Annotated in this window: 18 protein-coding genes and 1 other RNA gene; 6 read left to right on the forward strand and 13 right to left on the reverse strand. The window is 71.6% G+C overall.

Features of this window, described 5'->3' with window-relative positions; genetic code table 11:
- Window positions 1–43: 43 nt before the first annotated feature.
- The 4 genes from ACWC0C_RS08690 to ACWC0C_RS08705 form a co-directional block, all read right to left on the reverse strand.
- Window positions 44–1,414 carry a nitrate/nitrite transporter gene (locus ACWC0C_RS08690; RefSeq protein WP_449199365.1) on the reverse strand — a complete coding sequence of 457 codons (1,371 nt, stop codon included), beginning with the start codon at window positions 1,412–1,414 and terminating at the stop codon, window positions 44–46.
- A gap of 180 nt (window positions 1,415–1,594) precedes the next feature.
- The gene (locus tag ACWC0C_RS08695; RefSeq protein WP_450862657.1) at window positions 1,595–3,775 is read right to left on the reverse strand and encodes a bifunctional polysaccharide deacetylase/glycosyltransferase family 2 protein; all 2,181 of its coding nucleotides are present in this window, start codon (window positions 3,773–3,775) and stop codon (window positions 1,595–1,597) included.
- Window positions 3,776–3,800: 25 nt separating this feature from the next.
- Window positions 3,801–4,640, reverse strand: coding sequence for a hypothetical protein (locus tag ACWC0C_RS08700; protein ID WP_450862659.1), 840 nt, complete (start codon window positions 4,638–4,640; stop codon window positions 3,801–3,803).
- Between the two features lie 235 nt (window positions 4,641–4,875).
- A complete protein-coding gene (locus ACWC0C_RS08705) occupies window positions 4,876–5,847 on the reverse strand; it encodes a LysR family transcriptional regulator (protein WP_450862660.1) in 972 nt (323 codons plus the stop codon).
- Between the two features lie 96 nt (window positions 5,848–5,943).
- On the opposite strand from ACWC0C_RS08705, the gene ACWC0C_RS08710 reads away from it, so the two are divergent.
- On the forward strand, window positions 5,944–7,203 hold the full coding sequence (locus tag ACWC0C_RS08710; RefSeq protein WP_450862662.1) for an MFS transporter: 1,260 nt from the start codon (window positions 5,944–5,946) through the stop codon (window positions 7,201–7,203).
- An 81-nt stretch (window positions 7,204–7,284) separates the two neighbouring features.
- Here ACWC0C_RS08710 and ssrA read toward each other — a convergent pair.
- The 5 genes from ssrA to ftsE form a co-directional block, all read right to left on the reverse strand.
- Window positions 7,285–7,653: a transfer-messenger RNA gene (gene ssrA, locus ACWC0C_RS08715) on the reverse strand.
- 92 nt (window positions 7,654–7,745) lie between these two features.
- Window positions 7,746–8,225 carry an SsrA-binding protein SmpB gene (gene smpB / locus ACWC0C_RS08720; protein WP_449199360.1) on the reverse strand — a complete coding sequence of 160 codons (480 nt, stop codon included), beginning with the start codon at window positions 8,223–8,225 and terminating at the stop codon, window positions 7,746–7,748.
- A gap of 56 nt (window positions 8,226–8,281) precedes the next feature.
- Complete coding sequence (locus ACWC0C_RS08725; protein WP_450862664.1) at window positions 8,282–9,454, reverse strand: S41 family peptidase; 1,173 nt, start codon at window positions 9,452–9,454, stop codon at window positions 8,282–8,284.
- A 67-nt stretch (window positions 9,455–9,521) separates the two neighbouring features.
- Complete coding sequence (ftsX, locus tag ACWC0C_RS08730) at window positions 9,522–10,439, reverse strand: permease-like cell division protein FtsX (protein ID WP_449199358.1); 918 nt, start codon at window positions 10,437–10,439, stop codon at window positions 9,522–9,524.
- Window positions 10,440–10,472: 33 nt separating this feature from the next.
- The gene (ftsE, locus tag ACWC0C_RS08735; protein ID WP_055707746.1) at window positions 10,473–11,162 is read right to left on the reverse strand and encodes a cell division ATP-binding protein FtsE; all 690 of its coding nucleotides are present in this window, start codon (window positions 11,160–11,162) and stop codon (window positions 10,473–10,475) included.
- 237 nt (window positions 11,163–11,399) lie between these two features.
- Between ftsE and ACWC0C_RS08740 the strand changes: the two genes are divergently transcribed.
- Window positions 11,400–11,591, forward strand: a complete 192-nt coding sequence (locus tag ACWC0C_RS08740; RefSeq protein WP_449199357.1) for a hypothetical protein — start codon at window positions 11,400–11,402, stop codon at window positions 11,589–11,591.
- Between the two features lie 93 nt (window positions 11,592–11,684).
- Here the strand turns inward: ACWC0C_RS08740 and ACWC0C_RS08745 are convergent, their stop codons facing one another.
- The 4 genes from ACWC0C_RS08745 to ACWC0C_RS08760 form a co-directional block, all read right to left on the reverse strand.
- Window positions 11,685–12,626 (reverse strand): hypothetical protein, encoded by a 942-nt coding sequence (locus ACWC0C_RS08745; RefSeq protein WP_450862731.1) that lies wholly within the window; start codon window positions 12,624–12,626, stop codon window positions 11,685–11,687.
- Window positions 12,627–12,924: 298 nt separating this feature from the next.
- Window positions 12,925–14,031 carry a peptide chain release factor 2 gene (gene prfB / locus ACWC0C_RS08750; protein ID WP_449199355.1) on the reverse strand — a complete coding sequence of 369 codons (1,107 nt, stop codon included), beginning with the start codon at window positions 14,029–14,031 and terminating at the stop codon, window positions 12,925–12,927.
- A gap of 90 nt (window positions 14,032–14,121) precedes the next feature.
- On the reverse strand, window positions 14,122–15,348 hold the full coding sequence (locus tag ACWC0C_RS08755; protein ID WP_450862666.1) for a serine/threonine-protein kinase: 1,227 nt from the start codon (window positions 15,346–15,348) through the stop codon (window positions 14,122–14,124).
- Between the two features lie 157 nt (window positions 15,349–15,505).
- The gene (locus ACWC0C_RS08760; RefSeq protein ID WP_450862668.1) at window positions 15,506–17,173 is read right to left on the reverse strand and encodes a serine/threonine-protein kinase; all 1,668 of its coding nucleotides are present in this window, start codon (window positions 17,171–17,173) and stop codon (window positions 15,506–15,508) included.
- A 324-nt stretch (window positions 17,174–17,497) separates the two neighbouring features.
- Between ACWC0C_RS08760 and ACWC0C_RS08765 the strand changes: the two genes are divergently transcribed.
- The 4 genes from ACWC0C_RS08765 (at window position 17,498) to ACWC0C_RS08780 (ending at window position 24,743) form a co-directional block, all read left to right on the forward strand.
- A complete protein-coding gene (locus tag ACWC0C_RS08765; protein ID WP_450862670.1) occupies window positions 17,498–21,010 on the forward strand; it encodes an FtsK/SpoIIIE domain-containing protein in 3,513 nt (1,170 codons plus the stop codon).
- A 166-nt stretch (window positions 21,011–21,176) separates the two neighbouring features.
- Window positions 21,177–22,556 (forward strand): ABC transporter substrate-binding protein, encoded by a 1,380-nt coding sequence (locus tag ACWC0C_RS08770; protein ID WP_449199351.1) that lies wholly within the window; start codon window positions 21,177–21,179, stop codon window positions 22,554–22,556.
- Between the two features lie 7 nt (window positions 22,557–22,563).
- Window positions 22,564–23,907 carry a carbohydrate ABC transporter permease gene (locus ACWC0C_RS08775; protein ID WP_450862672.1) on the forward strand — a complete coding sequence of 448 codons (1,344 nt, stop codon included), beginning with the start codon at window positions 22,564–22,566 and terminating at the stop codon, window positions 23,905–23,907.
- Complete coding sequence (locus ACWC0C_RS08780) at window positions 23,904–24,743, forward strand: carbohydrate ABC transporter permease (protein ID WP_450862673.1); 840 nt, start codon at window positions 23,904–23,906, stop codon at window positions 24,741–24,743. The genes ACWC0C_RS08775 and ACWC0C_RS08780 overlap by 4 nt, the downstream gene beginning before the upstream one ends.
- The last annotated feature ends 47 nt before the right edge of the window (window positions 24,744–24,790 follow it).

Here is a 24,790-nt window from a genome sequence, read left to right on the forward strand (position 1 = left end):
GCGCGTGACAGGCTCGGTTCGGCTTCATTGCGCCGGTGTTACGTCAGACTTCGGCATAGCTGAGCTGCGGCTTTGTCTCCGCCGACGCCACGGTCACAGTCTGCGCCGCCGTGCGGCGAAGGTATACGGCCCACGTCACCGCGAAGCACACGCCGTAGAAGGCGAGGAAGGCGACGAACGCGCCGGTGCCGGAGCCGTAGGAGAGGAAGGACTGGCGGAAGGCGAGGTTGATGCCGACGCCGCCGAGCGCGCCGACCGCGCCGATCAGGCCCATGGACGCGCCGGACAGACGGCGGCCGTAGGCCAGGGCCGCCTCCCCCTCCAGGCCCTTGGCCAGGGCCTTCGTCTGGAAGATGCCCGGGATCATCTTGTACGTCGAGCCGTTGCCGAGGCCGCTGAGCACGAACAGGACGACGAAGACGGACACGAACAGCGGCAGCGACTTCTGCCGGCTCGCGACGATCAGTACGGCCGTGGCGGCGGCCATGGCCACGTAGTTCCACAGGGTGATGCGGGCGCCGCCGAAGCGGTCGGCGAGCCGGCCGCCGAGGGGGCGGATCAGGGAGCCGAGCAGCGGGCCGATGAAGGTGAGGTAGGCCGCCTGGAGCGGGGTGCGGCCGAACTGGATCGTCAGGACCTGGCCGAAGGCGAAGCTGTAGCCGATGAAGGAGCCGAAGGTGCCGACGTAGAGGAAGGACATGATCCAGGTGTGGGCGTCCTTCGCGGCGTCCTTGGCCGCGCCGGTGTCGTTCTTCACCGTGGCCAGGTTGTCCATGAAGACAGCGGCCAGTACCGCGGCCACGACGATCAGCGGGATGTAGATGCCCAGCAGGACGCGCGGACCGCCGCTCGCGCCGATGACCGCCAGGGCGACGAGCTGGATGACGGGCACGCCGATGTTGCCGCCGCCCGCGTTCAGTCCGAGCGCCCAGCCCTTCTTCTTGAGCGGGAAGAAGGCGTTGATGTTGGTCATGGAGGAGGCGAAGTTGCCGCCGCCGATACCGGCCAGCAGACCGACCCACAGAAACGTGGTGAAGGACGTCCCCGGTTCCATGACCGCGAAGGCCGCGATCGTCGGGATGAGCAGCAGGCTCGCCGAGATGATCGTCCAGTTGCGGCCGCCGAAGACGGCCACGGCGAAGGTGTAGGGAACGCGGACGACGGCGCCGACGAGGGTGACCATCGAGGTCAGCAGGAACTTGTCGGCAGGGGTGAGGCCGTACTGCGGGCCCATGAAGAGGACGAGGACGGACCACAGGGTCCAGATCGAGAAACCGATGTGCTCGGACAGGACCGAGAACCAGAGGTTCCGGTTGGCGATCCGCTGGCCGGTCGCCGCCCAGAATCCCTCGTCCTCCGGATCCCAGCGCTCGATCCAGCGGCCACTGCGACGGGTTGGGGCTGGGGCTGTCATCACGCCTCCACAGGGTCTACGGCTGCTCGGTCGGCCATCGACCTGCCATCGACGACTGAGCCCGAAGGTAGGGAGGGCGCGTTTCCGGCCCTGTGGCTGTGGGTGACCGGAAGGGAACGTTGCTCTCACCCTGCCCGGAGGCGCGATGAGAGGTTCCCCGCCGAGCCCCCTGGAGCGGAGTCAGGCGGCCGGGGTGCCATCCGGGACGGGGCGGCGCTTGATCGACGGGGCCTCAGGCGCGGCCACGCCGCCCATGCGGCGCAGCTTCTGCCAGCGCAACCGGCCGCCGGTGAGCGCGGTGATCCAGGACTGGAGCAGCACGACGTACATCAGCTGGCGGTAGAGCATCTGCTGCAAGGGCAGCGAGAGGAGCGGGGTGAGCGGCTCGCGGTCCAGGGCGAAGGCGTAGGCCGCGCAGACCGCCTGGACGGCGAGGACGGCGAACCAGGCCACGATCGTCTTCCCGGTCGGCCCGAACACCAGGCCGTAGACGAGGAAGAGGTCGATCAGCGGCGCCAGCAGCGGGGCCACCACCATGAACAGCGAGACCAGCGGCAGGCCCACCCGGCCGAAGCGGCCGGAGGGACCCCGCTCGAACAGGGCCCGGCGGTGCTTCCAGATCGCCTGCATGGTGCCGTACGACCAGCGGTAGCGCTGGGACCACAGCTGCTGGACGGACTCGGGCGCCTCGGTCCAGGCGCGGGCGCGCTCGGCGTAGACGACCCGCCAGCCGTCGCGGTGCAGCGCCATCGTGATGTCGGTGTCCTCGGCGAGCGTGTCGTCGCTCATCCCGCCGACCCGTCGCAGCGCCGAGCGGCGGAACGCGCCGACCGCGCCCGGGATCGTCGGCATGCAGCGCAGGATGTCGTACATCCGGCGGTCGAGGTTGAAGCCCATCACGTACTCGATGTGCTGCCAGGCGCCGATGAGCCGGTTCTTGTTGCCGACCTTGGCGTTGCCGGCGACGGCGCCGACGCGCGGGTCGGCGAAGGGCTGCACCAGTTCGCGGACCGTGGACGGCTCGAAGACCGTGTCGCCGTCCATCATCACGATCAGGTCGTGCGCGGCCTCGGCGATGCCGCGGTTGAGCGCGGCCGGCTTGCCCGCGTTGGCCTGCCGGATCACGCGGACGCCGGGCAGGCCCAGCGCCTCGACGATCCCGGCCGTGCCGTCCGAGGAGCCGTCGTCGATGACGAGCACCTCGATCGGATGCTCGCTGCGCATCAGCGAACGGACCGTGTTCTCGATGCACTTGGCCTCGTTGTACGCCGGGACCAGCACCGACACGGGCGCGGTGACCGGCTCATGGCCCCACCGGAAGTCCGGGCGCCGGGTGCGGCGCGCGTGGACGCCGGCCAGCAGCAGCATCAAGGCGAAACGGGCGAGGACGAGGAAGCCGATGACCGCGAGACCGGCGACGAGGACACCGGTGACGCTGTCCGCCGCCCCCACCAGGAAGATCCAGACCTTGCCCTTCCACAGGTCGAGGCCGGTGACCGGGGTGTCGGCGCTCGGCGCCTTCAGTGCCTCGGTGACGGTCTGGAACGCGTAGCCCCGCTGCTGGAGCCGGGTAAGGAGCCGGTCGAGCGCCTGGACCGTCTGGTGGCGGTCGCCGCCGGAGTCGTGCATGAGGACGACCGCGCCCTTGCCGCCGTGGGGCGTGGCGTTGCGGATGATCCGGGCCACGCCCGGCTTGCGCCAGTCCTCGCTGTCGATGTCGTCGACGACGGTGAGATAGCCGCGGCTGCCGGTGTACTCGGTCACCGGCCAGGACGCGTCGTCCATGGCGTCGGCGAAGGAGGAGTACGGCGGCCGGAACAGTGAGCTGCGGATGCCGGCCGCACCGGCGAGCGCGAGCTGGCTCTGCGACAGCTCCCAGTCGATGCGCTGCCTGGAGTGGTACGAGAGGTCGGGGTGGTCGAAGGTGTGCACGCCGACCTCGTGGCCCTCGGCCACCATGCGCCGCACGAGGTCCGGATAGCGCGAGGTCATCGTGCCGGTGACGAAGAAGACCGCGTGCGCGTGGTGCTTCCTGAGGACGTCGAGGACCTTCGGCGTCCAGGTCGGGTCGGGGCCGTCGTCGAAGGTGAGGACGATCCGGTGGTCCGGGATCCGCAGGCTGGTGACGGCGCCGTCCCGGGTGTCGATGACCGGGCCGCCGTCGAGGACCTTCGGCGGTACCTTGTCGTGCGCGGCCTCGGGCCGGATGCGGTGGTCCGCGAGGATCTCGCTGTGCACGTAGCCGCGCAGCATGAGCATCGCCAGGGTCGCGCACAGCACCAGGACGGGGAGCAGATAGCGCAGCGGCAGTCGGGCGCGCCGTACCGGTGGCGGGGTACGGCGACGGAAGAGCGAAGCCATCAGAGGGTGTTTTCTCTGGTCGGAGTCACAGCGGGAGCGGGGGGAACGAGTGCTTCGCCCGTCCGGGGGGTATGCGCTTGCCGCGCGTCGGGGACGGAGCGGCGGAGGGCGAGGTACCGCCGCCGGAGGCGGACGGCATCGGGGACGCGGCCGTGGACGGAGCCGACGCGGACGGGGAGTCCCCGGGACCGATCCCCGCGGAAGCCGTGGCGGTGCCTGCCGTGGGTACGGCGGCTTCCGTGCCCATGGGCGTCGGGCTGGGGGAACCGGCACCGGGTACGGCGGTGGCGCCCACCGACGAGGAGATGCCCGTCCCGCTCGCCGCGCCGGGACCGGACAGGCCCGGTGCAAGGGAGGCGCTGGGGTGCGGCGAGGTGTGCGTCTTGCCGACCGGCTTGTCGTCGTCCTGGCCGGGCACCGGCAGCCACGGGGCGGCGGAGTTGCCGGAGAGCAGGGTCGCGGCGATGACGGCGGCGTAGCCGGCGCAGGCGACGGCGACGGCGATGCCGAGGCGGCGGAAGCGACGGCCGCGGCGGCCGGACGCGTCGACGAAGACGGCTGCCGTTGACGGCCCTTCGCCGCCCTCGCCGTCGGCGCCCTCGCCATCGCCGTCCTCGCCGTCGGCGCTCGGGGCTTCGGTGGCCGACCCCGGTGAGCTGTCCTCGACCGGAGGCAGTTGGACGGTCACCTCGGGGAGGCTGTGGGTGGTGTCGGGGGCCGAGGGCTCCGCGGCGGCCCCCGGGTCTTCCCCTTCCGCGCTCTCCGCAGCGTCCCGAGCGCCCATGGCGTCGTCTACGGCGTCCTCGGCCCGCGTGCCGCCGTCAGCGGCCCCATCGGCCGGGGTCCCGCTCGGGGCCGCCGTCACGTCCGCCTCCGCGGATGCGGTTCTCGGACCCTCCGGTTGGGCGTCTTCTGGCCACTCTTTCACGCGCGTGCATCCCCCCACGGGACAGTTCCGGGTGCGCTGATTGCCCGAGCACCGTCGACGGAAACACGCCCCCACCTGGTTCGAGCGCCCCCAGATACCACTCTGCGCTCGGCGCATGAATGTAGCGCATGCCGTGCACCCGTGATGGTCAGGGATCACTTCCGGCCGCAGGTCACCCTCTCATCAGGCCCTCATCAGTGGCCGGAATCCATCCCCCGGCGGGCCGCAGCAGCCATCCCTCCGCTGCCGCGAGTTCGGCCGCCGCGCGGCGCAGCGCGTCCAGTCCCGGATGGACCAGCCCCTTGCGCCACACCAGGGAGACCGGCGACAACGGGACGGGGTCGACGACGGGCCGGCGCACCGTGCGGGGCATGGCCGGGAAGTCCACCACGGCCAGCACCGGATGCCGGGTCTTGGCCATGATCCGCTCGAACTCCTCGTCCCCGACGGCCAGCGGCAGGGGTGCGGCGAGCCGGATGCCGTGCCCCTCGAAGAGCCGGCTCGCCAGGTCGGTCCACTCCAGGGTGCGCGGGTTCCCGGCACCGGCGTACACGGTCTCGCCGGCCAGCGCGGCCACCGGCACCTCCGTGCGGGCGGCCAGCGGATGGTCCTCCGGCAGGACGACGGCCATCGGCTCGTAGCGCACCGGCTGCCGCTCGAGCCCGGACCGCACCGCCGGGTCCAGACCGGCGAAACGGCCGAAGGAGGCGTCCAGCCGGCCGGCGAGCAGTTCGGCGGCGGCTCCGGTCAGGCCGCTCTCGTAGCGGGCCATCAGCTCGCAGTCCGGGGCGAGTTCACGGGCCCGGTGCAGCACGCGGCGGCCGGTACCGAGGCCGGGTGAGTTGAGGTCCACGAGCAGCGGGCGGGACCGGCCGGAGGCGAAGGCGGCGAGCAGGTCGTCCTGGGCGGCGAGGACCCGCCGGGCGTGCGGCAGCAGCCGTTGGCCGTCCGCGGTGAGCGTCACCTGCCGGGTCGTCCGCACGAACAGCTCGGCGCCCAACTCCCGCTCCAGCCGCCGTACATCGCGGCTGAGCACCTGCTGGGCGATGTACAGGCGGGCCGCGGCCCGGGTGAAGTGCAGTTCCTCGGCGACGGCGACGAAGGCGCGCAGGAGGCGGGGGTCGAGGTGGGCGGGAGCGGGCATGGCGGGGAACTTACCGCAGGACTTACAACACGGGTGCGTCAATCGGTGCGGGGAAGGTGTTGGACCCGGTGATCCACTCGGGGCGAGGGTGAACCCATGCCCTCCGTCATATCCACGACCACCAGCGGCTACCGCCGCCTCTTCGCACTCCCCGGCGCCCGCGCCTTCACCACCGGCAACCTTCTCGCCCGGCTGCCCATGGGCATGTTCAGTGTGAGCGCGGTCGTGATGATCGCCGGCTCCCGGGGCTCGTACGCCCTCGCCGGGGCCGTCACCGCGACCGGTCTCGCGGCGACCGCGCTGGCCGGGCCCTGGATCGCCCGGCTCGTCGACCGGCACGGGCAGGCCCGGGTCGCCGTACCGGCCACGCTCGCCTCCGTGCTCGGCAGCCTCGCGCTGCTGCTGTGCGTCCGCTACGACGCCCCGGACTGGGCCCTGTTCGCCGCCTACGCCGGCACCGCGGCCACCCCGAACATCGGCGGTCTGTCCCGCGCCCGCTGGGCCCATCTGCTGCGCGACGACCCCGGCGCACTGCACACCGCGAACTCCTTCGAGCAGGCCGCGGACGAACTGTGCTTCATGCTCGGCCCGGTGCTGGCCTCCTTTCTGACCGGTACGTTCTTCCCGGAGGCCGGCACCCTCACCGGGGCGGCCCTGCTGCTCACCGGCATGCTGCTGTTCACCGCCCAGCGAGCCACCGAGCCGCCGCCACGGGCCCGTTCGCGGGCGCGGTCGCCGCTGCGCAGCCCGGGCATCCCGTCGCTGCTGGCCTGCTTCACCGCGACCGGGGCGGTGTTCGGCTCGATGGAGGTCGTCACGATCGCCTATGCCGACGCGCAGGGTCACCGCGCGGCGGCCGGCGTGGTCCTCGCCCTCCAGGCGGCGGGCTCGTGCGCGGCGGGTCTGCTGTACGGCGCGCTGAAGCCGACGGGGCTGCGGCTGGGCCACTGCCTGGCGGGGATGGCCGTACTGATGACCCTGCCGTGGGCTGCCGCCGGGCTCACCGGTTCGCTGTGGGTGCTGGCGGGCGCGCTGCTGATGGCCGGCATGGCAACGGCACCGACCATGGTCACGGCGATGACGCTGGTCCAGCGACGCACCCCGGCCGACCGCCTCAACGAGGGCATGAGCCTGGTGGTGACGGGGCTGCTCACGGGGATCGCGTGCGGCTCGGCGGTGGGGGGCTGGGCGGTGGAGCACTCGTCGCCAACCTCCGCGTACGTCGTACCGGCGGCCGGCGCCACCCTGGCCCTCGCGGTGGTCACGCTCACCCGCGCCGGCGGGGTGCCACTGCGAGCGCCCCTGAGGGGCGCGGGGAACAGCGCGACCAGCCACAGCGCACCCGCGGACGAATGACGGCCCCCGCCCCCAAAAGCAACGGCCCCGTCGCCAGAAGCGACGGGGCCGTTGCCCACATGGGGTACCCCCGGAGGGGCGTCGTGGAGATGGCGGGAATCGAACCCGCGTCCAACGGTGCGGAATCAGGGCTTCTCCGTGTGCAGTCCGCTTCGCTTTTCTCGGCCCCGGCGATCACGCGAACAAGTCGCCGACGGGCCCAGTCACTGTTTGGTTTCCCTCTTCACCCCGTGACCGGGATCAAGGTTTAGTTCCCTAGCTGATGCCAGGATCCGGGTCGGGAACAGCCCCGGGCTGACACTTCGCAAGTCGCTACTTAGGCAGCGAGGGCGAAGGAATCGCGCTTGGTGTTGGCGATTATTTTTTTCGGCCTGTGGTTTACGAGATCATGGCCGCTTCCTCGACACGCTTCCCCTGCTTCGACAGCCGCTGTCGAAACCGATCATCCCCATGTTGATTTCTCAAGGTTCACACCGGGCGCTGGCGTCCGGTGCTGCTGCCATCGTACGGGAACAACGCAGGCCCGTGCCAGCGTATTCCCGCTAGCCCCGCTGCTTGCGCCGCACCGCCGACATCGCGCGGTCCGCCTCGCGCCGGTCCTGCTTCTCGCGCAGGGTCTGGCGCTTGTCGTACTCCTTCTTGCCCTTCGCCAGCGCGATCTCGATCTTGGCGCGGCCGTCCTTGAAGTACAGGGCGAGGGGCACGATCGTGTGCCCCGTCTCCTGGGACTTGGACTCCAGCTTGTCGATCTCCACGCGGTGCAGCAGCAGCTTGCGCTTGCGGCGGGCGCTGTGGTTCGTCCAGGTGCCCTGGCTGTACTCGGGGACGTGCACGTTGTGCAGCCACGCCTCGTGACCGTCCAGTTGCACAAAGCCGTCGACCAGCGACGCCCGCCCCTGGCGCAGTGACTTCACCTCGGTGCCCATGAGGACCAGACCGGCCTCGTAGGTGTCGAGGATGTGGTAGTCATGCCGCGCCTTCTTGTTCTGCGCGATCAGCTTGCGCCCTTTTTCCTTAGCCATAGTGCCGACCATTTTCGCACCACACAGGGGGTGTGAGTACAGCCGATTACGTGTGACTACGAAGGGTCGCCCAAACCGGTGAGGACCTTCTCGGCGCGCGTCACGGCGTCCGGCCCCGCGTCCAGGTCCGGGGTGATGCCCCGGCCGTCCACGGCGTGGCCCGAGGGGGTGCGGTAGTGGCCGACGGTCAGCTCGGCGACCGAGCCGTCGGGGAGGGTCGTCGGCATCTGGATGGAGCCCTTGCCGAAGGTGCGCGAGCCGATCACCACCGCGCGGCCCCGGTCCTGCAGTGCCCCGGTGAGCATCTCGGCCGCGCTCATCGTGCCGCCGTCGACCAGGGTGACCAGGGGCCGGGCGGTGTCCCCGCCGGGGGCGGCGTGCAGGGAGTGCTGGGCGCCCTCGACGTCGTAGGTGGCGACCAGACCGCCGTCCAGGAAGGCGGAGGAGGTCTCCACCGCCTCGGTGACCAGCCCGCCGGAGTTGCCGCGCAGGTCGAGGACGATCCCGCCGTCGGCCGGGGCCTGCCGCACCGCGGCGCGTACCGCGTAGCCGGAGCCCTTGGTGAACGCGGCGATCTTGATGATGGTGACTCCGCCGGGCAGGCGGCGCACGGTCACGGAGTCGGTGGAGAGGTTCGCCCGGCGCAGTTTCTCGGTCCACGCGCGCGTGCCGCGCTGCAGGCCCAGGGTGACGGTCGTACCGGCCGCCGCGTCGTCGGCGTCACCCCGCAGTAAGGAGACCACCTCGGTGACCGGGCGCCCGTCGACCTTGCTGCCGTCGACGCTGCGCAGCCGGTCGCCCTTGCGGACCCCCGCCTCGGCCGCCGGCGAGCCGGGCTGCACCTTGGTCACCTGGATCCGGCCGTCCCGCTCGCGCCGCGCCCACAGGCCGACGCCGGTGTACCGGCCGTCGAGGGCCTCCTGGAACTCCTGGTACTCGCCCTCGGAGTAGACGGCGCCCCAGCGGTCCCCGCTGCGGCTGACGGCCCGCTCGGCGGCCTCCATGGGGGACTTGCCGTCCGCCATCGCATCGGCGGCAGCCTTCTGGACCTGCTCGTGCGGGGTGGCCGTACTCGTCGGGCCGGGGGCCGCGGCCCTCCGCGGGGCGGGGTCGGTCTCCGGGAAGGAGCCGGTTGCGGCGCCGGTGACCAGAACGCCGGCGAAGACCAAGGTCAGGGCGGCCCCGCGGCGGAAGCGGCGGGGCGGACAGAACAGGTCTCGGCCTGACATGGCGGTGAGTCTAGGACAACGCGAAGGGCCGTACGGCCCGATGTCCGTACGGCCCTCTTGGGATGCGTCACACCTTCAGGTACTTGCGCAACGCGAAGAACGCCGCCAACGACGGCATCAGCACACTCGTCGCGAGGATCAGCGGCAGCTTGGTCAACACCGCGTCCCAGCCCACGAAGTTGATGAGCGCGAGCTTGTGGGAGAGGTCCATGCCGTGGTCGATGGTGAAGTACCGGCCGACCAGCAGCGCGACACAGGCGAGCCCGCCGCCGATGAGCCCGGCGACCGCGGCCTCGGCGATGAACGGCGCCTGGATGTAGAAGCCCGAGGCACCGACCAGGCGCATGATCCCGGTCTCGCGCCGGCGGCTGAACGCCGAGACGCGCACCGTGTTGACGATCAGCAGCAGCGCGACGATCAGCATCATCGCCATCACGCCGAGCGCGCCCCGGTTCATCAGGTTCAGCAGCTGGAAGAGGTTGTCCAGGATGCCCTTCTGGTCCTGCACGGACTGCACACCGGCACGGCCGTTGAAGGCCGACGCGATCACCTGGTACTTCTGCGGGTCCTTGAGCTTGATCCGGTACGACTCCTGCATCTGGTCCGGCGTGAGCGAGCTGGCCAGCGGGGAGTTGCCGAACTGCTCCTTGTAGTGCTTGTACGCCTCGTCCTGCGACTCGTACGCCACCTTCTCCACGATCGGCATGTTGTGCAGGTCGGAGAGGATCTGCTTCTTCTGGTCCTCGGTGACCGCGCCCTTGGCGCAGTTGACGTCCGAGTCGGCGTCGTGCTTGTTGCACAGGAAGATCGAGACGTTGACCTTGTCGTACCAGTAGCCCTTCATGGTGGACACCTGGTCGCTCATCAGCAGCGAACCGCCGAAGAGTGCCAGGGACAGGGCGACGGAGACGATGACGGCGAAGGTCATCGTCAGATTGCGGCGGAGACCGACACCGATCTCCGACAGGACGAACTGGGCGCGCATGGCGACTTGTCGAGCCTTTCGTCGTGAACTTGCTTAGTGCTGGTAGCCGTAGACGCCGCGGGCCTGGTCGCGGACGAGGCGGCCCTTCTCCAGCTCGATGACGCGCTTGCGCATCTGGTCCACGATGTTCTGATCGTGCGTCGCCATGATGACGGTGGTGCCCGTCCGGTTGATGCGGTCGAGCAGCTTCATGATGCCGACGGAGGTCTGCGGGTCGAGGTTGCCGGTGGGCTCGTCGGCGATGAGCAGCTTGGGCCGGTTGACGAAGGCCCGCGCGATGGCCACGCGTTGCTGCTCACCACCGGAGAGCTCACCGGGCATCCGGTCCTCCTTGCCGCCGAGCCCGACGAGATCGAGCACCTGCGGCACGGACTTGCGGATCTCGCCGCGGGACTTGCCGATGACCTCCTGGGCGAAGGCCACGTTCTCCGCGACGGTCTTGTTCGGCAGGAGCCGGAAGTCCTGGAACACCGTCCCCAGCTGGCGGCGCATCTGCGGCACCTTCCAGTTGGAGAGGCGCGCGAGGTCCTTGCCCAGCACGTGCACCTGTCCGTGGCTGCACCGCTCCTCGCGGAGGATGAGCCGCAGGAAGGTGGACTTTCCGGAGCCGGAGGACCCCACGAGGAAGACGAACTCGCCCTTTTCCACTTCAAGGGAGACATCCCTGAGTGCGGGGCGGGTCTGCTTGGGGTAGACCTTGGAGACGTTGTCGAATCGGATCACGGATGCACCACGGGTCGCCGGGGGTAGATGAGCGTGACCATACGCGAACCGGGTGTGCAAGTGCAGTCGCAGGACGAGGTTGGGTAAGGCTTGTACGTTTTTGTACCGGCACCGGTTCTCGGCTGGCTGTCCAAGGCCCCGCGCACGCCGTGCGGGAAACTGGCACAGTGGAAGGGGGAACGTTCCCGTTCCCGTGAGCGTTGTACGAGTGATGGCCGGTGCGAGGAGGGCGAGCGCATGACGTACGACCGGTTGGTGTGCGCGAACTGCGCGGCGCCCGTGAGTGAGGGCCGGTGCCCGGTGTGCCGCGCCAATCGCGAGCGACTGCAGCAAGAGGGCTTCCTTGGCGGGGTCAACCCGATGGCGCTGGTCGCGCTGCTGGTGGTGCTGATCGCCGCGGTTGCGCTGCTCGCCCATCAGACCGCGTAAGAAAAGCCCCAGAAACCCCTCGGGGCCCGGAGCGGCAAGCTCCGGGCCCTTCGGTTTGCGCTGTGGGCGCGCTGCGTGACCGTACGGCTACGCTCAGGCGGCCGCGCCGCCCCGGCCGTTGACCAGTCGCGGCAGAACGCGGAAGCCGATGCCGCCGGCGATCATCGTCGCGGCGCCGATGAGCAGGAACGCGGTCTGACCGGCACCGGTCTCGGCGAGCTGCTTGTCGCCGCCCTGGGCCTTGCTGTCGGAGCCTGTGTCGGTGAGCGTCGAGGAGCCCTCGTCCTGGGTGGCGGGGCCGTTGCCGCCGTTGGGCTTGTCGTTGTTGCCGCCCGTGGCAGAGCCGCCGGTGGTGCTGCCACCCGTGCTGCCGGAACCACCGGTGCTGCTTCCGCCACCGGTGGTGGAGCCGCCCGTGGTGGTGCCGCCCGTGGTGGAACCGCCGTTGGTGCTACCGCCCGTGGTGGTGGAGCCACCGTCCGTGGTGCCACCGGTGGTGGAACCGCCGTTGGTGGTGCCGCCGTCCGTGGTGCCGCCGTTGGTGGTGCCGCCGTTGGTGGTGCCGCCGTCCGTGGTGCCGCCGTTGGTGGTGCCACCATCGGTGGTGCCGCCGTCCGTCGTGCCGCCGATGGTGACGGTGCCGCCAACGGTGGTTCCGCCGTCGGTGGTGCCACCATCGGTCGTGCCGCCGTCGGTCGTACCGCCGTCCGTCGCGCCACCGTCCGTGGTGGTGCCACCGTCGGTCGTGCCACCGTCCGTGGTGCCACCGTCCGTGGTGCCACCGTCGGTCGTACCGCCGTCGGTCGTACCACCGTCCGTGGTGCCACCGTTGGTGGTGCAGACGGCGATCGGGCAGCCGCCGTCGGTGCCGCCGTCGTCGGCCGCGGCGTTCGTGTGCGCGCCCAGGCTGATCGGGCCCGCCTGGACGTCGAGGTCCAGGGCGGAGGCCGCGCCGGCTGCGGTCAGTGACGCACCGGCCGCGATCACGGCGCCGGCGGCTATCCGCGCGACCCGGATCCGCGTCTTCTTCGTCATGTGGTTGCTACCCCCAGTAGCTGTTCGTCAATGAGGCGGCGCGTGGGGCGTTGCCGTGATCGACGGGAGGCAGCCGGTGACGAAGGACGCGTCAACTCATTCCCCCGGTTCACATGCGCCCCTGAAGTACGCATGCCGCACTTCACCCTTCCGATTTTTCAAAGCAACGTCAAGGCCGTTGCGGGCGCAATGTCCCTTCGGAGGGTTTTTGCGGTGAGTTGAAGCCTGTGAGTGTGATGTAAAACCCAGACAAACGACAACTGCCGCCTCCTGGGCGGCAGTTGTCATGTCGACAAAGTTACTTCTCCTGCTGCTTGCGCCAGCGAATCCCGGCCTCCAGGAAGCCGTCGATCTCGCCGTTGAACACGGCCTCGGGGTTGCCGACCTCGAACTCCGTCCTCAGGTCCTTGACCATCTGGTACGGGTGCAGCACGTACGACCGCATCTGGTTGCCCCAGGAGTTGCCGCCGTCGCCCTTGAGGGCGTCCATCTTGGCCTGCTCCTCCTGCCGGCGGCGCTCCAGCAGCTTGGCCTGGAGGACGTTCATCGCCGTGGCCTTGTTCTGGATCTGGGAGCGCTCGTTCTGGCAGGAGACCACGATGCCGGTCGGGATGTGCGTGATGCGCACCGCGGAGTCGGTGGTGTTGACGCCCTGACCGCCGGGGCCGGAGGACCGGTAGACGTCGATACGCAGGTCGGACTCGTCGATCTCCACGTGGTCGGACTGCTCGACCACGGGGAGCACCTCCACGCCCGCGAAGGAGGTCTGGCGGCGGCCCTGGTTGTCGAAGGGCGAGATGCGCACGAGGCGGTGCGTGCCCTGCTCGACGGAGAGGGTGCCGTAGGCGTACGGCGCCTGGACGGAGAAGGTGGTCGACTTGATGCCGGCCTCTTCGGCGTACGACGTCTCGATCAGCTCGGTCTTGTAGCCGCGCTGCTCGGCCCAGCGCAGATACATGCGCTGGAGCCTCTCGGCGAAGTCGGCGGCGTCGACGCCACCGGCCTCGGCGCGGATGTTGACCAGCGCCTCACGGGAGTCGTACTCGCCGGACAGGAGGGTACGGACCTCCATCTCGTCCAGCGCCTTCCTCACCGAGGCCAGCTCGGACTCGGCCTCGGCGCGGGTGTCCGGATCGTCCTCCTCCTCGGCCATCTCGAACAGCACGGCGAGATCGTCGATCCGGCCGCGCAGCGCTTCCGCCTTCCTGACCTCGGCCTGGAGGTGGGAGAGCTTGCTGGTGATCTTCTGCGCCTCGTCCGGGTTGTCCCAGAGGGACGGCGCGGCCGCCTGCTCCTCGAGCACGGCGATGTCTGCCCTCATCGTGTCGAGGTCCAGGACGGCCTCGATCGACTCCATGGTCGAGGAGAGGGACTTCAGCTCTTCGGATACATCGACGACTGCCACGGTTCCAGCGTAACGGCTGTTGCAAGCGACCTCGGCCGAACAGTGCCCGGCACTTCAGTGCCGGGTCCAGGGGGCGGAGCCCCTGGGGGGTCAGGGGGCCGACGTGCTGTGGGTGTCCTGGGCCGGCCGGTCATCCCCACCCGAAGAAGCAAGCCACGCACCGACGCCCACCACAGCCGCCACCACCACCCCGGCCACCCCCAGCGTCACCCTCCGCCTCCGCACCGCGGCCTTATGCCGGGCCGACCCCGGCCGCGGCGCACCGGTGGCCCGAGGGGCGCGAGCCGTCCCGTGGGCGCCTCCCGCCAGCTCGTCCGGCCCCGGCACCCGCATCGAGGTGTGCGTGTCCCGGTTGGAGTCCGGCTTGGCGCCCGGCACCAGCGATACCGCGCCCCGCCGTCGTACCGGCTCACCCTGCGGAGCGGCCGGCGCCGGTTCCTCCTCCGCCTCGCCCTCGGAGAGCTCCGGCTCGTCCACGTCCAGCGGCGGCATCCCGGCCAGTGTCGGCAGCTGCTCGCGCAGCCGTGCCGCCAGCTCCGAGGCGCGCAGCCGGGACGCGGGCGCCTTGGCCAGGCACTGCACGATCAGCTGCCACAGCTCCTCCGGGATGCCGGGCAGCGGTACGACGGTCTCGGTGACGTGGCGGCGCAGTACCGCCCCCGGATGTCCGCCGCCGAACGGTGTGAACCCGGCCAGCAGCTCGTACAGGACCGTCGCCAGGGCGTAGATGTCGACGGACGCGCGCGGGGGCAGGCCCTCGACGATCTCCGGGGCCAGATAGTCCGGCGTGCCGATGATCTTCGTGGCCCGCGTCCGCTTCGGCGAGTCGATCAGCTTGGCGACGCCGAAGTCGGTGAGGAGGGCGGGGTGGGCTCCGCCGGGGCCGAGCGGGCCCTGCATGTCGAGGAGGACGTTCTCGGGCTTGACGTCCCGGTGGACGACCCCGGCCGCGTGGGCCGCCGCCAGCGCGTCGGCGATGTCGGCGACGATCGCCACGGCCGCCTCGGGGGCGAGCCGTCGCTCGCGCTCCAGGCGCGTGCGCAGGTCGGTGCCGCGCACGAGGTCCATGACCAGGGCCAGGTCGTTGCCGTCGACGACCAGGTCGCGCACGGTGACGATGTGCGGGTGTTCCAGGCCGAGCAGCGCGGTGCGCTCCTGGACGAAGCGTCCGACGAGCTCCTGGTCGGAGGAGAGGTCCTCGCGCAGCAGCTTGACGGCGACCGGGCCCTCCGGCCCCTCGCCCAGCCACACCGTGCCGGCGCTGCCCCGCCCCAGGATCTGGTTCGCGGTGTACCGGCTGCCGATCTTCCGTGCCAAGACTGCTCCTACAGACGCGCGTTGCAGACGCGTGGTGTCGCGTGGTGTCGTCAAAACTACGCGTCCGAGGAGCCAACCTTCACCGCGGAGACGGAAATCACCCGCCAGATGTCGACAAATCCGCAAACTCGCGGTCGGTTACCGCGAGTTCGCTCGTTCAGTTGCCGCTGCCGGAGGAGCCGCCGAGATCCTTGACCCACTTGCTCACCCGGCCGGCCCAGTGGGACACCTCGTGCCAGTAGCCCCGGCCCTGGCCGACCCAGGTGTGCAGCGGGGTCAGCTCATAGATCAGCCAGCTCGCCACAACCAGGATGACGATCGTGAACAGACAGCCCTTCAGGCAGCCGAGCCCCGGGATCTTCATCGGGTTGGCGCTGCGCTGGCGCGGCGCGCGGGGCTCACGGGGCTCGCGCGTGGGCCGCTGCGGCGCCTGCGGCGGGGCGTACTGCTGGGGCTGCTGCTGCGGCGCGTAGCCGTACCCCTGCTGGTACCCCTGCTGCTGCCGGCCCCGCGGCTGCGGCTGCTGGGGGCGGGCCTGCGGGGCCTGCCGCGGCTGCTGCTGGGGCCGGGCCACCTGCCGCTGGGGCCGGTGGTGCAGCGGGTCGTCCTCCGGGGACAGGAACTGCTGGACCTGCGTCTGCTCGTTGCGGTCGCGGGCCGCGCGCAGCTGGGTCTGCCAGGGGTGCGGCTGCTCGGGCTGCTGCCCCTGCGGGCCGGTGTGGGGCAGCACCGCCGTCGGGTCGGCGGCGCCCGTGTTCGGCAGTACGGCGGTGGGGTCGGCGGCGCCGACGGGGCCACCGGTGTGCGGCAGCACGCTGGTCGCGGCGTTCGGGTCGTACGCCCCCTGCGGGCCGGTGTTCGGCAGCACCTGGGTGGGGTCGGCGGCGCCGGGCACGCCCGGGACGGCGGTCGGGGCCGGGTCGGGGGCGAGCAGCGCGCCCACGCCCTCGGCGGCGGCGATCTGCGCGGCGTTCGCGTGCACGCCGATGCCCTCGGCGACGACCCTGAGGCCGCGCGCCAGGTTCTCGGCGCTCGGCCGGTCGTCGGGGTTCTTGCGCAGGCAGCGCTCTATGACCGTCCACAGCGGGTCCGGAACGGTGGAGGGGCGGCGCGGCTCGGCGCTCAGGTGCTGGTGCAGCACCTCCAGGGCGGTGCTGCCGGCGAACGGCGGGCGGCCGGTGACCAGCTCGTACAGCAGGATGCCGGCGCCGTAGATGTCCACGGCGGAGGTCTGCGGGCGGCCCTCGGCGGACTCCGGTGCCACGTACGCGGGCGTGCCGACGAACTCCTGGGTGCGGGTCAGGCCCGGGGAGTCCGCGAGGCGGGCGATGCCGAAGTCGGTCAGCATCGGGTGCATCTGGCCGTCGTCCTGCCGGAGCAGCACGTTGGCGGGCTTCAGGTCACGGTGGACGACGCCGTCGGCGTGGCTCGCGGCGAGCGCGTCGGCGATCTGCGCGGTCAGCAGCGCGGCGGCGACCGGGGTCAGGGGGCCGTTCTCGCGCAGGTAGCGGTGCAGATCGGGGCCGTCGACGAGGTCCATGACCAGCGCCAGCAGATCGCCCTCGACGACCAGGTCGCGGACCCGGACGACGTTCGGGTGGGTGAGGCGGAGCAGGACGGAGCGCTCGCGCAGGAAGCGCATCACGATGTCCGGATCGCTCGCCAGCTCCTCCTTGAGAACCTTGATCGCGACCGTCTCGCCGGGCTGCCCGGGTACGGCCGCCTCGGCGCCCGCGGTCTCGCGCTGGCGGGCACGCCAGACAGTGCCTGTGGCGCCGCGTCCCAGCGGCTCCTCAAGCAGGTACTTGCTGCCGACTGGCCGCACGTCACGCGCTCCCTGCTGCTTGCTGATGCTTGCTTGCCTGCATTCCGGTGTTCCGACCCACTGTAGTGCCGCCCCCGAGGGCACTACGTAAGCGTTCCCGAGCATGTTCGATGTGTTCGACGGAAAGACGCTCAGGTCGGTGCACTGGTTGCCGGTGGCCGTACGTGACCGATCTCAAGTGATCGTTTGTGTGGCACTGGTCAGGCACTTTTGGGGGCAGAGCCGACCAATCAAGATCACTTGATGCCGGGTGCGGGGCTCGCTGTCAGTGGCAGGTGCGAGGATGCCTTTCTGTACTGGCCGACGTGCTCGTGTGGGGTGGGGATGCAGATCCGGCTGACCGTCGTAGACCCGCTGGGCCCGTCCCCGCAGCGGGGCCGCGCCGCGAGCCGCGACGTGCTGGTCACGGCGCCCACGGGCACGGACCTGGCCGCGGTCGCGTCCGCGCTGGCCGGTGCGGTCACCGGGGAGGGCCGCGACACCGGTGCCGCGCCGGTGCTGTACGCCGGCACCGAACGGCTCGACCCCCGCCGCCGCACCCTCGGCGAGCCTCCGCTGGTCGACGGCGCCGTGCTGTCCCTGGGCACCCCGGCGGCCGCAGAACCGCATCCCGAGCTGGACGACGCGCCGACCCAGCTCCATGTCGTCGCCGGCCCCGACGCGGGCGGGGTCCATCTGCTGCACGGCGGCCGGATCACCGTGGGCCGCTCGGCCGAAGCGGACGTACCGCTGGACGACCCCGACGTGTCCCGGCTGCACTGCGCGGTCACCGTCGGCGCGGACGGCCGCGTCTCGGTCGCCGACCTCGGCTCCACGAACGGGACGGTGCTGGACGGGGGGCGGGTCGGGGAGCGGCCGGTGCGCTTTCCCGCCGGGGGCTTGCTGCGGGTCGGGGAGTCGGCGCTTCGGGTTGCTCCGGCCGGGGGGCCTGGGGGGCGGGTCCGGACGGTGCCGGATGGGGAGGGGTGCGTCCGGGTCGTTCCGGGGGCGCCGTCCGGTGCGGGGGCGTCTGCTTCGCGGAGCGCCGGGGCGTCGTCGGGTGCGGGGCGTGCCGGAGAGCCCGTTGGTCCCGCCCACCATGGTTATGGCTCTGCCGGGTGGGGGGCCTCCGGGGGCAGAGGGCCGGAGCATCGGCGGGCCGAGTCGAGCGTGGTGCCGGGGCAGGGCGGGGCGCCGGCGATCGAGAACCGCGGCGGGGACACGCACGGCGGGCGCTTCGGTGTCGGCGGACCGAGCCCCACGGCCGCGGATCCGTACACCGGCGCGGCCGAACACGGGCCCGCCGACGGCCGTAAAGGCACCCCCGTCAGGGGCACCGCCGTACCCGAGGGCGCTCGGCGGCGTGGGCTCGGTGCGTGGGCGCGGCGGCTGGCCGGCGCGCGTGCGGAGCAGCCCGTCGGCCCCGAGGCGTACGACGGCGCCGACGCCCGCGTGGACGCCGGCCCGGCGGTCATCGCGCCGCAGCAGCCCGAGAGCTGGCCGGATCCCGCCGCCCTGCTGCTGACGGCGCTCGGTCCCGGACCCCGGCTGTGGGAGCGCGGGCCCAGCCATGCGGAGGCACTGACCGTGCGGCTCGGCACGGCCGACCGGACCGCGCCGGACGGCTCCGGGCTGCTGCCCGCGGTGCCCGTGACGGCGGCCCTGCGCGAGGCCGGCGCGCTGGGCCTGGCAGGTCCGCGCACCCGTTTGTCCGGGCTGGCCCGCGCGGTACTGGCCCAGCTGGCCGCGCTGCACTCCCCCGACCTGCTGGAGATCGTGCTGATCAGCGCCGACCACTCCCGTCCCGTGGAGGAGCGCACGGCCGAGTGGTCCTGGCTCGGCTGGCTCCCGCACGTCCGGCCGGGCCACGGCCAGGACTGCCGGCTGCTGCTGGCCTACGACCGGGAACAGGCGGCGGCCCGCGCGGAGGAACTGCTGCGCCGGGTGGACGACCACGCGGTGACCGGCAGAGCCGCGGCCCACCCCGCCCACACCGCGACGCCCCGCACCGCCACGCCCGGCACCGCGCCGGGCGCCCCCGCACACGGCGAGCCGTCCGGCGCGGCCACGCACGCGTTCCACCCGGGTGCCGTCGCCCAGGGCACCCCCGTACAGGGCCCGACGACGAGCGGGGGCGGCGCCTCCGCCGACCCGGGCACGCCGACCCAGGGACTCGTTTCCGGCCACCCCGGCCCCGCACCCGGCTCCGGTGCCCCGACACACGCCTCAACCACTCCGGGCAACCCCGTCCGGGGAGGCACACCCCCCGCCCGTCGCCCCTCCTGGGCCAAGGAAGACCCCGAAGTCGGCGGAGGCAGCGGGTTCCCCGGGCCCTACACCGTGGTCGTCGTGGACGGGGATCCCGGCGGTGCCGCCCTGCGGGAGGCCGTCGCGCGGCTGGCCGTCGCGGGGCCGCGGGCCGGGATCCATGTCATCTGTCTCGCCGAGACCGAGCCCGCCTCGCCCGCCTCCCCCGTGGCGCTGACGTACGAGGCCGCGTGCGCGGTGACGCCGACGTTCCGGCACTGCGGTGCCGTGGCGCTGCTCGGCGGTGATGTCGCAACGGCGCTGCATCTGATGCGGGTGGCGCCGAGCGGGCCGGTCGGAACGGGGACGCTCGCCGCTGTGGACGCCGTCTCCGCCGCCTGGGCGGAGCGGTTCGCGCGGGCGCTGGCGCCGCTGCGCCTGGACGGCCCGGTCGGCGAGCGTGACCTGCGCGTGGCCACGCCGCTGCCGCAGTCGGCCCGGCTGCTGGACGAGCTGGGGCTGGCCCGGGCGACCCCGGCGTCGCTGATGGCGCGCTGGGCGGACGCGGCCGACGACACCCAGGCGCGGGGCGGGCGGGCGCGGGCGGTGCTCGGTGCCGGGCCGCGCGGGCCACTCGCCGCCGACCTGGTGGCGGACGGGCCGCATCTGCTGATCGAGGGGCCGGCCGGCAGCGGTCGTACGGAGTTGCTGCGCGCCGTGGTGGCCTCGCTGGCCGCCGCCGAGCGGCCCGACCGGCTGGGCGTGGTGCTGATCGACGGGCGGGACGGGGTCGGGGCCGGCTCCGCGCACGGTGAGGGACTGCGGGTGTGCACCGACATACCGCATGTGACCACGCATCTGATCGCCAACGACCCCGTGCGCATGCGGGAGTTCGCCCAGTCGCTGGCCGCCGAGCTGAAGCGGCGGGCGGAGCTGCTGGGCCGTACGGACTTCGCGCAGTGGCACTCGGGGCGTGAGGTGTCCGGCCGGATCGTCCAGCAGCGGACGTCCGCGACCGGGGACATAGAGGCGCCGCCCAGCTGCACCCTGCGGCTCCGGCCGGGGGCGGCGGCGCGGCAGCGGGCCGAGGCGGCGCCCCCGTTGCCGCGGCTCGTGGTCGTCGTCGACGACCTGGACGCGCTGGTCTCGCCCCCGCTCGGCTCACCGGGGCGGCCCGCCGCCGGGTCGGTGATGCGCGCGCTGGAGGCGGTGGCCCGGGACGGCGAGCGGCTCGGGGTGCATCTGGTGGCGGCGGCCGGGACCGGCGGTCGTACGGCGGAGACCGAGCCGGCCCGGAGGGCGGGGCTGCGGGTCGCGCTGGACGTTCCCCAGCAGGGGCCGGACGAACCGGCGCCGGGGCGCGGGATGCTGGCGTACGCGGACGGGCGGGTCGTCGGCTTCCAGGGCGGCCGGGTGACGGGCCGTATCCCGCGTACCGCGACCCAGCGGCCCACGGTGGTCCCGCTGGACTGGCAGCGGATGGGCGACCCGCCGGCCCGCCGGCCGGTGCGGGAGCTGGGCAACGGCCCCACCGACCTCGCGCTGCTCGCGAGCGCGGTGGAGCGGGCGGCCAGAGAAGTGTCGGCGGCAGAGGTGCCGTCGCTCCTCTGAACGGGATCGGCCCGCATACACTCCCGGTCACGAGCCGGTCACGATGCGCCGCTTGACAGGGCAGGCGCTCTTGCCCGCCCCGAGCGGCCCGGCGTACACCGGAGCGCACGGGACACGCTCGACGACGCTCGACGACGTTCAACGGAGAACGACGAACGGGGAAGTGATGCGCATCATGAGCAGCACCATCCGGACAAGCAGGGCCGTCACCACACTCGCCGCACTGCTCGCGGGAGCCCTCGCGCTCACCGCCTGCTCCAGCGGTGACAGCGGCAAGAAGGGCAGCGGCGAGAAGACCGGCGGAACCACGACCTCCACCGTCACCCTGCCGAAACTGAACGGCGCCCATCTGGAGATCGCCGCGGTCTGGACCGGTCAGGAGCAGAAGAACTTCAAGCAGGTCCTGGCCGAGTTCGAGAAGCGCACCGGCGCGAAGGTCACCTTCGTGCCCGCCCAGGACCCGATCATCAACTTCCTCGGCTCGAAGATCGCGGGCGGCCAGCCGCCGGACGTGGCCATGCTGCCGCAGCCCGGCGCGATCAAGCAGGCCGTGCAGCGGGGCTGGGCCAAGCCGCTCGGGCCGGAGGCCCTGAACGAGCTGCGGAAGAACTACTCGCAGGGCTGGCAGGACATCGGCAAGGTCGGCGGCAAGCAGTACGGCGTCTACTACAAGGCCGCCAACAAGTCTCTGATCTGGTACAACGCCAAGGTCTTCGAGAACGCGAACGCCAAGGAGCCGAAGACCTGGAAGGACCTGCTGGCCACCGCGCGGGCGGTGTACGACTCCGGTGTCACGCCGTTCTCGGTGGCCGGCGCGGACGGCTGGCCGCTGACGGACTGGTTCGAGAACGTGTATCTGTCCCAGGCGGGGCCCGAGAAGTACGACCAGCTCGCCCAGCACAAGATCAAGTGGACGGATCCCTCGGTCAAGCAGGCGCTGACGACGCTCGCCCAGATCTGGGGCAGGAAGGACTACCTCGCGGGCGGTCAGGACGGCGCGCTGCAGACGGAGTTCCCGGCCTCGGTCACCCAGACCTTCACCGGCGGCGACCAGCCGAAGGCCGCGATGGTCTACGAGGGCGACTTCGTGCAGGTCAACATCGGTGAGACCAAGGCGAAGGTGGGCACGGACGCGAAGGTGTTCCCGTTCCCGGCCGTCGGCTCCACCGCGCCGGTGGTCTCCGGCGGCGACGCGGCGGTGATCCTGAAGGACTCCAAGGCGGCGCAGGCCCTGGTCACCTTCCTGGCCTCCCCGGACGCGGCGACCATCCAGGCGGAGCTGGGCGGCTACCTCTCGCCGAACAAGAACGTGGCCGTCTCGTCGTACCCGAACGCGGTGCAGCAGAAGATCGCCAAGGCGCTGATCGCGTCCGGCGACGACTTCCGCTTCGACATGTCCGACCAGGCCCCGCAGGCCTTCGGCGGCACCCCTGGCAAGGGCGAGTGGAAGGATCTCCAGGACTTCCTGAAGAACCCGGCGGACGTGGCGGGAACCCAGGCGAAGCTGGAGAAGGACGCGGCGGCGGCGTACGGAAGCGGGAGCTGATCCGGCGATGACGTCGGCAGCGGCGGCCGGGGCCCCACCGGGTCCCGCCGCACCCCGCAGTCGCAGGAGCGTGACCGGCACCCGGAAGACCGTGGCAGCGCTGTTCCTGCTGCCCGCCCTGGTGCTGCTCGGCGCGCTCGTGGTCTACCCGATCGGGTACTCGCTGATCCGGAGCTTCTACGACTCCTCCGGCGACGGTTTCACCGGCGTCGACAACTACAAGACGCTCTTCACGGACGACGGCATCCGCACCGCCCTGAAGAACAACGTCATCTGGGTGGTGTTCGCGCCCACGGTCTCCACCGCCCTCGGGCTGATCTTCGCGGTGCTGACCGAACGGGTGCGCTGGGGAACGGCGTTCAAGCTGGTCGTCTTCATGCCGATGGCGATCTCGATGCTGGCGGCCGGGATCATCTTCCGGCTGGTGTACGACCAGGATCCGCACAAGGGGGTCGCGAACGCGGTGTGGGTGGGCGTCCACGACACCTTCGCGCAGTCGTCGGCGTTCCCGAAGGCCCACCCGGGCCGCGAGTCGCCGCTCACACCCGACCACGGCGGGTTCATCACGTCGGCCACCGTCCACGCGGGGCAGCCGGTCACCCTCCCCCTCGTCGGTGTCGCCCCGGACCAGATGCCCGACGGCGCGAAGAAGGCCGTGGCCGCCAGGCCGGAGCCGGGGAAGATCACCGGCACCACCTGGCAGGACTTCACGCGCGGCCAGGGTGTCGGACGGCTCGGCGAGCCCGACCCGTCCGAGCTGGGCTATGCCGGCATGCGGATCGAGGCGGTGAAGGACGGCAAGGTGGTCGCCTCCACGAAGGCGGCCGGCGACGGCACCTTCACGCTGCCCGCCTCCGCCGACGGGGCCAGGCTGCGGCTTCCGGCGAGCAACTTCAGGGAGCCGTACAACGGTGTCGAGTGGCTCGGCCCGGCGCTGGTCACCCCGTCGGTCATCGGGGCGTACGTGTGGATGTGGGCGGGCTTCGCGATGGTGCTGATCGCGGCCGGGCTCGCGGGCGTGCCCCGGGAGCTGCTGGAGGCGGCGCGGGTGGACGGCGCCTCCGAGTGGCAGGTGTTCCGCAAGGTCACCGTGCCGCTGCTCGCACCGGTCCTCGCGGTCGTCACCGTCACGCTGATGATCAACGTGCTGAAGGTGTTCGACCTCGTCTACATCATCGCCCCCGGCTCCTCCCAGGACGACGCCGACGTGCTCGCCCTGGAGCTGTACCGCAAGGGCTTCGCGGAGAACCAGCCGGGCGTCGCGAGCGCGATCGCGGTGCTGCTGCTGTTGCTCGTCATTCCCGTGATGCTGTTCAACATTCGCCGGCTGAGGCGGGAGGTGCGGCGATGACCTGGCTGCTGGAGAAGATCAACGGCGGTCTGCTGCGCGTCTTCCTGATCGTCGTGGGCCTGTTCTGGCTGGTGCCCACGGTCGGCCTGCTGATCTCCTCGCTGCGCTCCCCGCAGGACATGAGCGCGAGCGGCTGGTGGAAGGTGTTCGCCAAGCCGTCCCAGCTCACCTTCGCCAGTTACCGGAACCTGCTGGAGAACGGCGACATCACCCACTCCCTGTGGAACACCGTGCTGATCACGGTCCCGGCGACGGTGCTGGTCGTCGCGGTCGGATCGCTCGCGGGCTACGCGTTCGCCTGGATGGAGTTCCCGGGCCGGGACTGGTGGTTCCTCGGCGTGGTCGGTCTGCTGGTCGTCCCCGTGCAGGTGGCGCTGATCCCGATCGCCGAACTGTTCGGCAGGATCGGTCTGTTCGGGACGATCCTCGGGGTGATCCTGTTCCACACCGGCTTCGGTCTGCCGTTCGCGGTGTTCCTGCTGCGGAACTTCTTCGCGGAGATCCCGCGCGAGCTGCTGGAGGCGGCCCGGCTCGACGGCGCCGGTGAACTGCGGCTGTTCGCACGGGTGGTGCTACCGCTCGGCGGGCCGGCGATCGCGAGCCTCGGCATCTTCCAGTTCCTGTGGGTGTGGAACGACATGCTGGTCGCGCTGGTGTTCACCAAGTCGGGCACCCAGCCGATCACGGTCGCGCTGCAGACGCAGGTGCGGCAGTTCGGCAACAACATCGACGTGCTGGCTCCCGGTGCGTTCATCTCCATGGTGATCCCGCTGGCCGTGTTCTTCGCGTTCCAGCGGCAGTTCGTGTCCGGGGTGATGGCGGGCGCGGTCAAGTAGTCACAAAAGGGACACATTTTCAGGGGCGGGTCTTCAGGGGCCCGCCC

Source organism: Streptomyces sp. NPDC001709 (assembly GCF_053596375.1).

Coding starts and splice junctions, on each gene's coding strand:
- ACWC0C_RS08690 (WP_449199365.1), bottom strand. CDS start 1,414: ATGACAGCCCCAGCCCCAACCCGTCGCAGTGGCCGCTGGATCGAGCGC.
- ACWC0C_RS08695 (WP_450862657.1), bottom strand. CDS start 3,775: ATGGCTTCGCTCTTCCGTCGCCGTACCCCGCCACCGGTACGGCGCGCC.
- ACWC0C_RS08705 (WP_450862660.1), bottom strand. CDS start 5,847: ATGCCCGCTCCCGCCCACCTCGACCCCCGCCTCCTGCGCGCCTTCGTC.
- ACWC0C_RS08710 (WP_450862662.1), top strand. CDS start 5,944: ATGCCCTCCGTCATATCCACGACCACCAGCGGCTACCGCCGCCTCTTC.
- smpB (WP_449199360.1), bottom strand. CDS start 8,225: ATGGCTAAGGAAAAAGGGCGCAAGCTGATCGCGCAGAACAAGAAGGCG.
- ACWC0C_RS08725 (WP_450862664.1), bottom strand. CDS start 9,454: ATGTCAGGCCGAGACCTGTTCTGTCCGCCCCGCCGCTTCCGCCGCGGG.
- ftsX (WP_449199358.1), bottom strand. CDS start 10,439: ATGCGCGCCCAGTTCGTCCTGTCGGAGATCGGTGTCGGTCTCCGCCGC.
- ACWC0C_RS08740 (WP_449199357.1), top strand. CDS start 11,400: ATGACGTACGACCGGTTGGTGTGCGCGAACTGCGCGGCGCCCGTGAGT.
- ACWC0C_RS08745 (WP_450862731.1), bottom strand. CDS start 12,626: ATGACGAAGAAGACGCGGATCCGGGTCGCGCGGATAGCCGCCGGCGCC.
- ACWC0C_RS08765 (WP_450862670.1), top strand. CDS start 17,498: ATGCAGATCCGGCTGACCGTCGTAGACCCGCTGGGCCCGTCCCCGCAG.
- ACWC0C_RS08770 (WP_449199351.1), top strand. CDS start 21,177: ATGCGCATCATGAGCAGCACCATCCGGACAAGCAGGGCCGTCACCACA.
- ACWC0C_RS08775 (WP_450862672.1), top strand. CDS start 22,564: ATGACGTCGGCAGCGGCGGCCGGGGCCCCACCGGGTCCCGCCGCACCC.
- ACWC0C_RS08780 (WP_450862673.1), top strand. CDS start 23,904: ATGACCTGGCTGCTGGAGAAGATCAACGGCGGTCTGCTGCGCGTCTTC.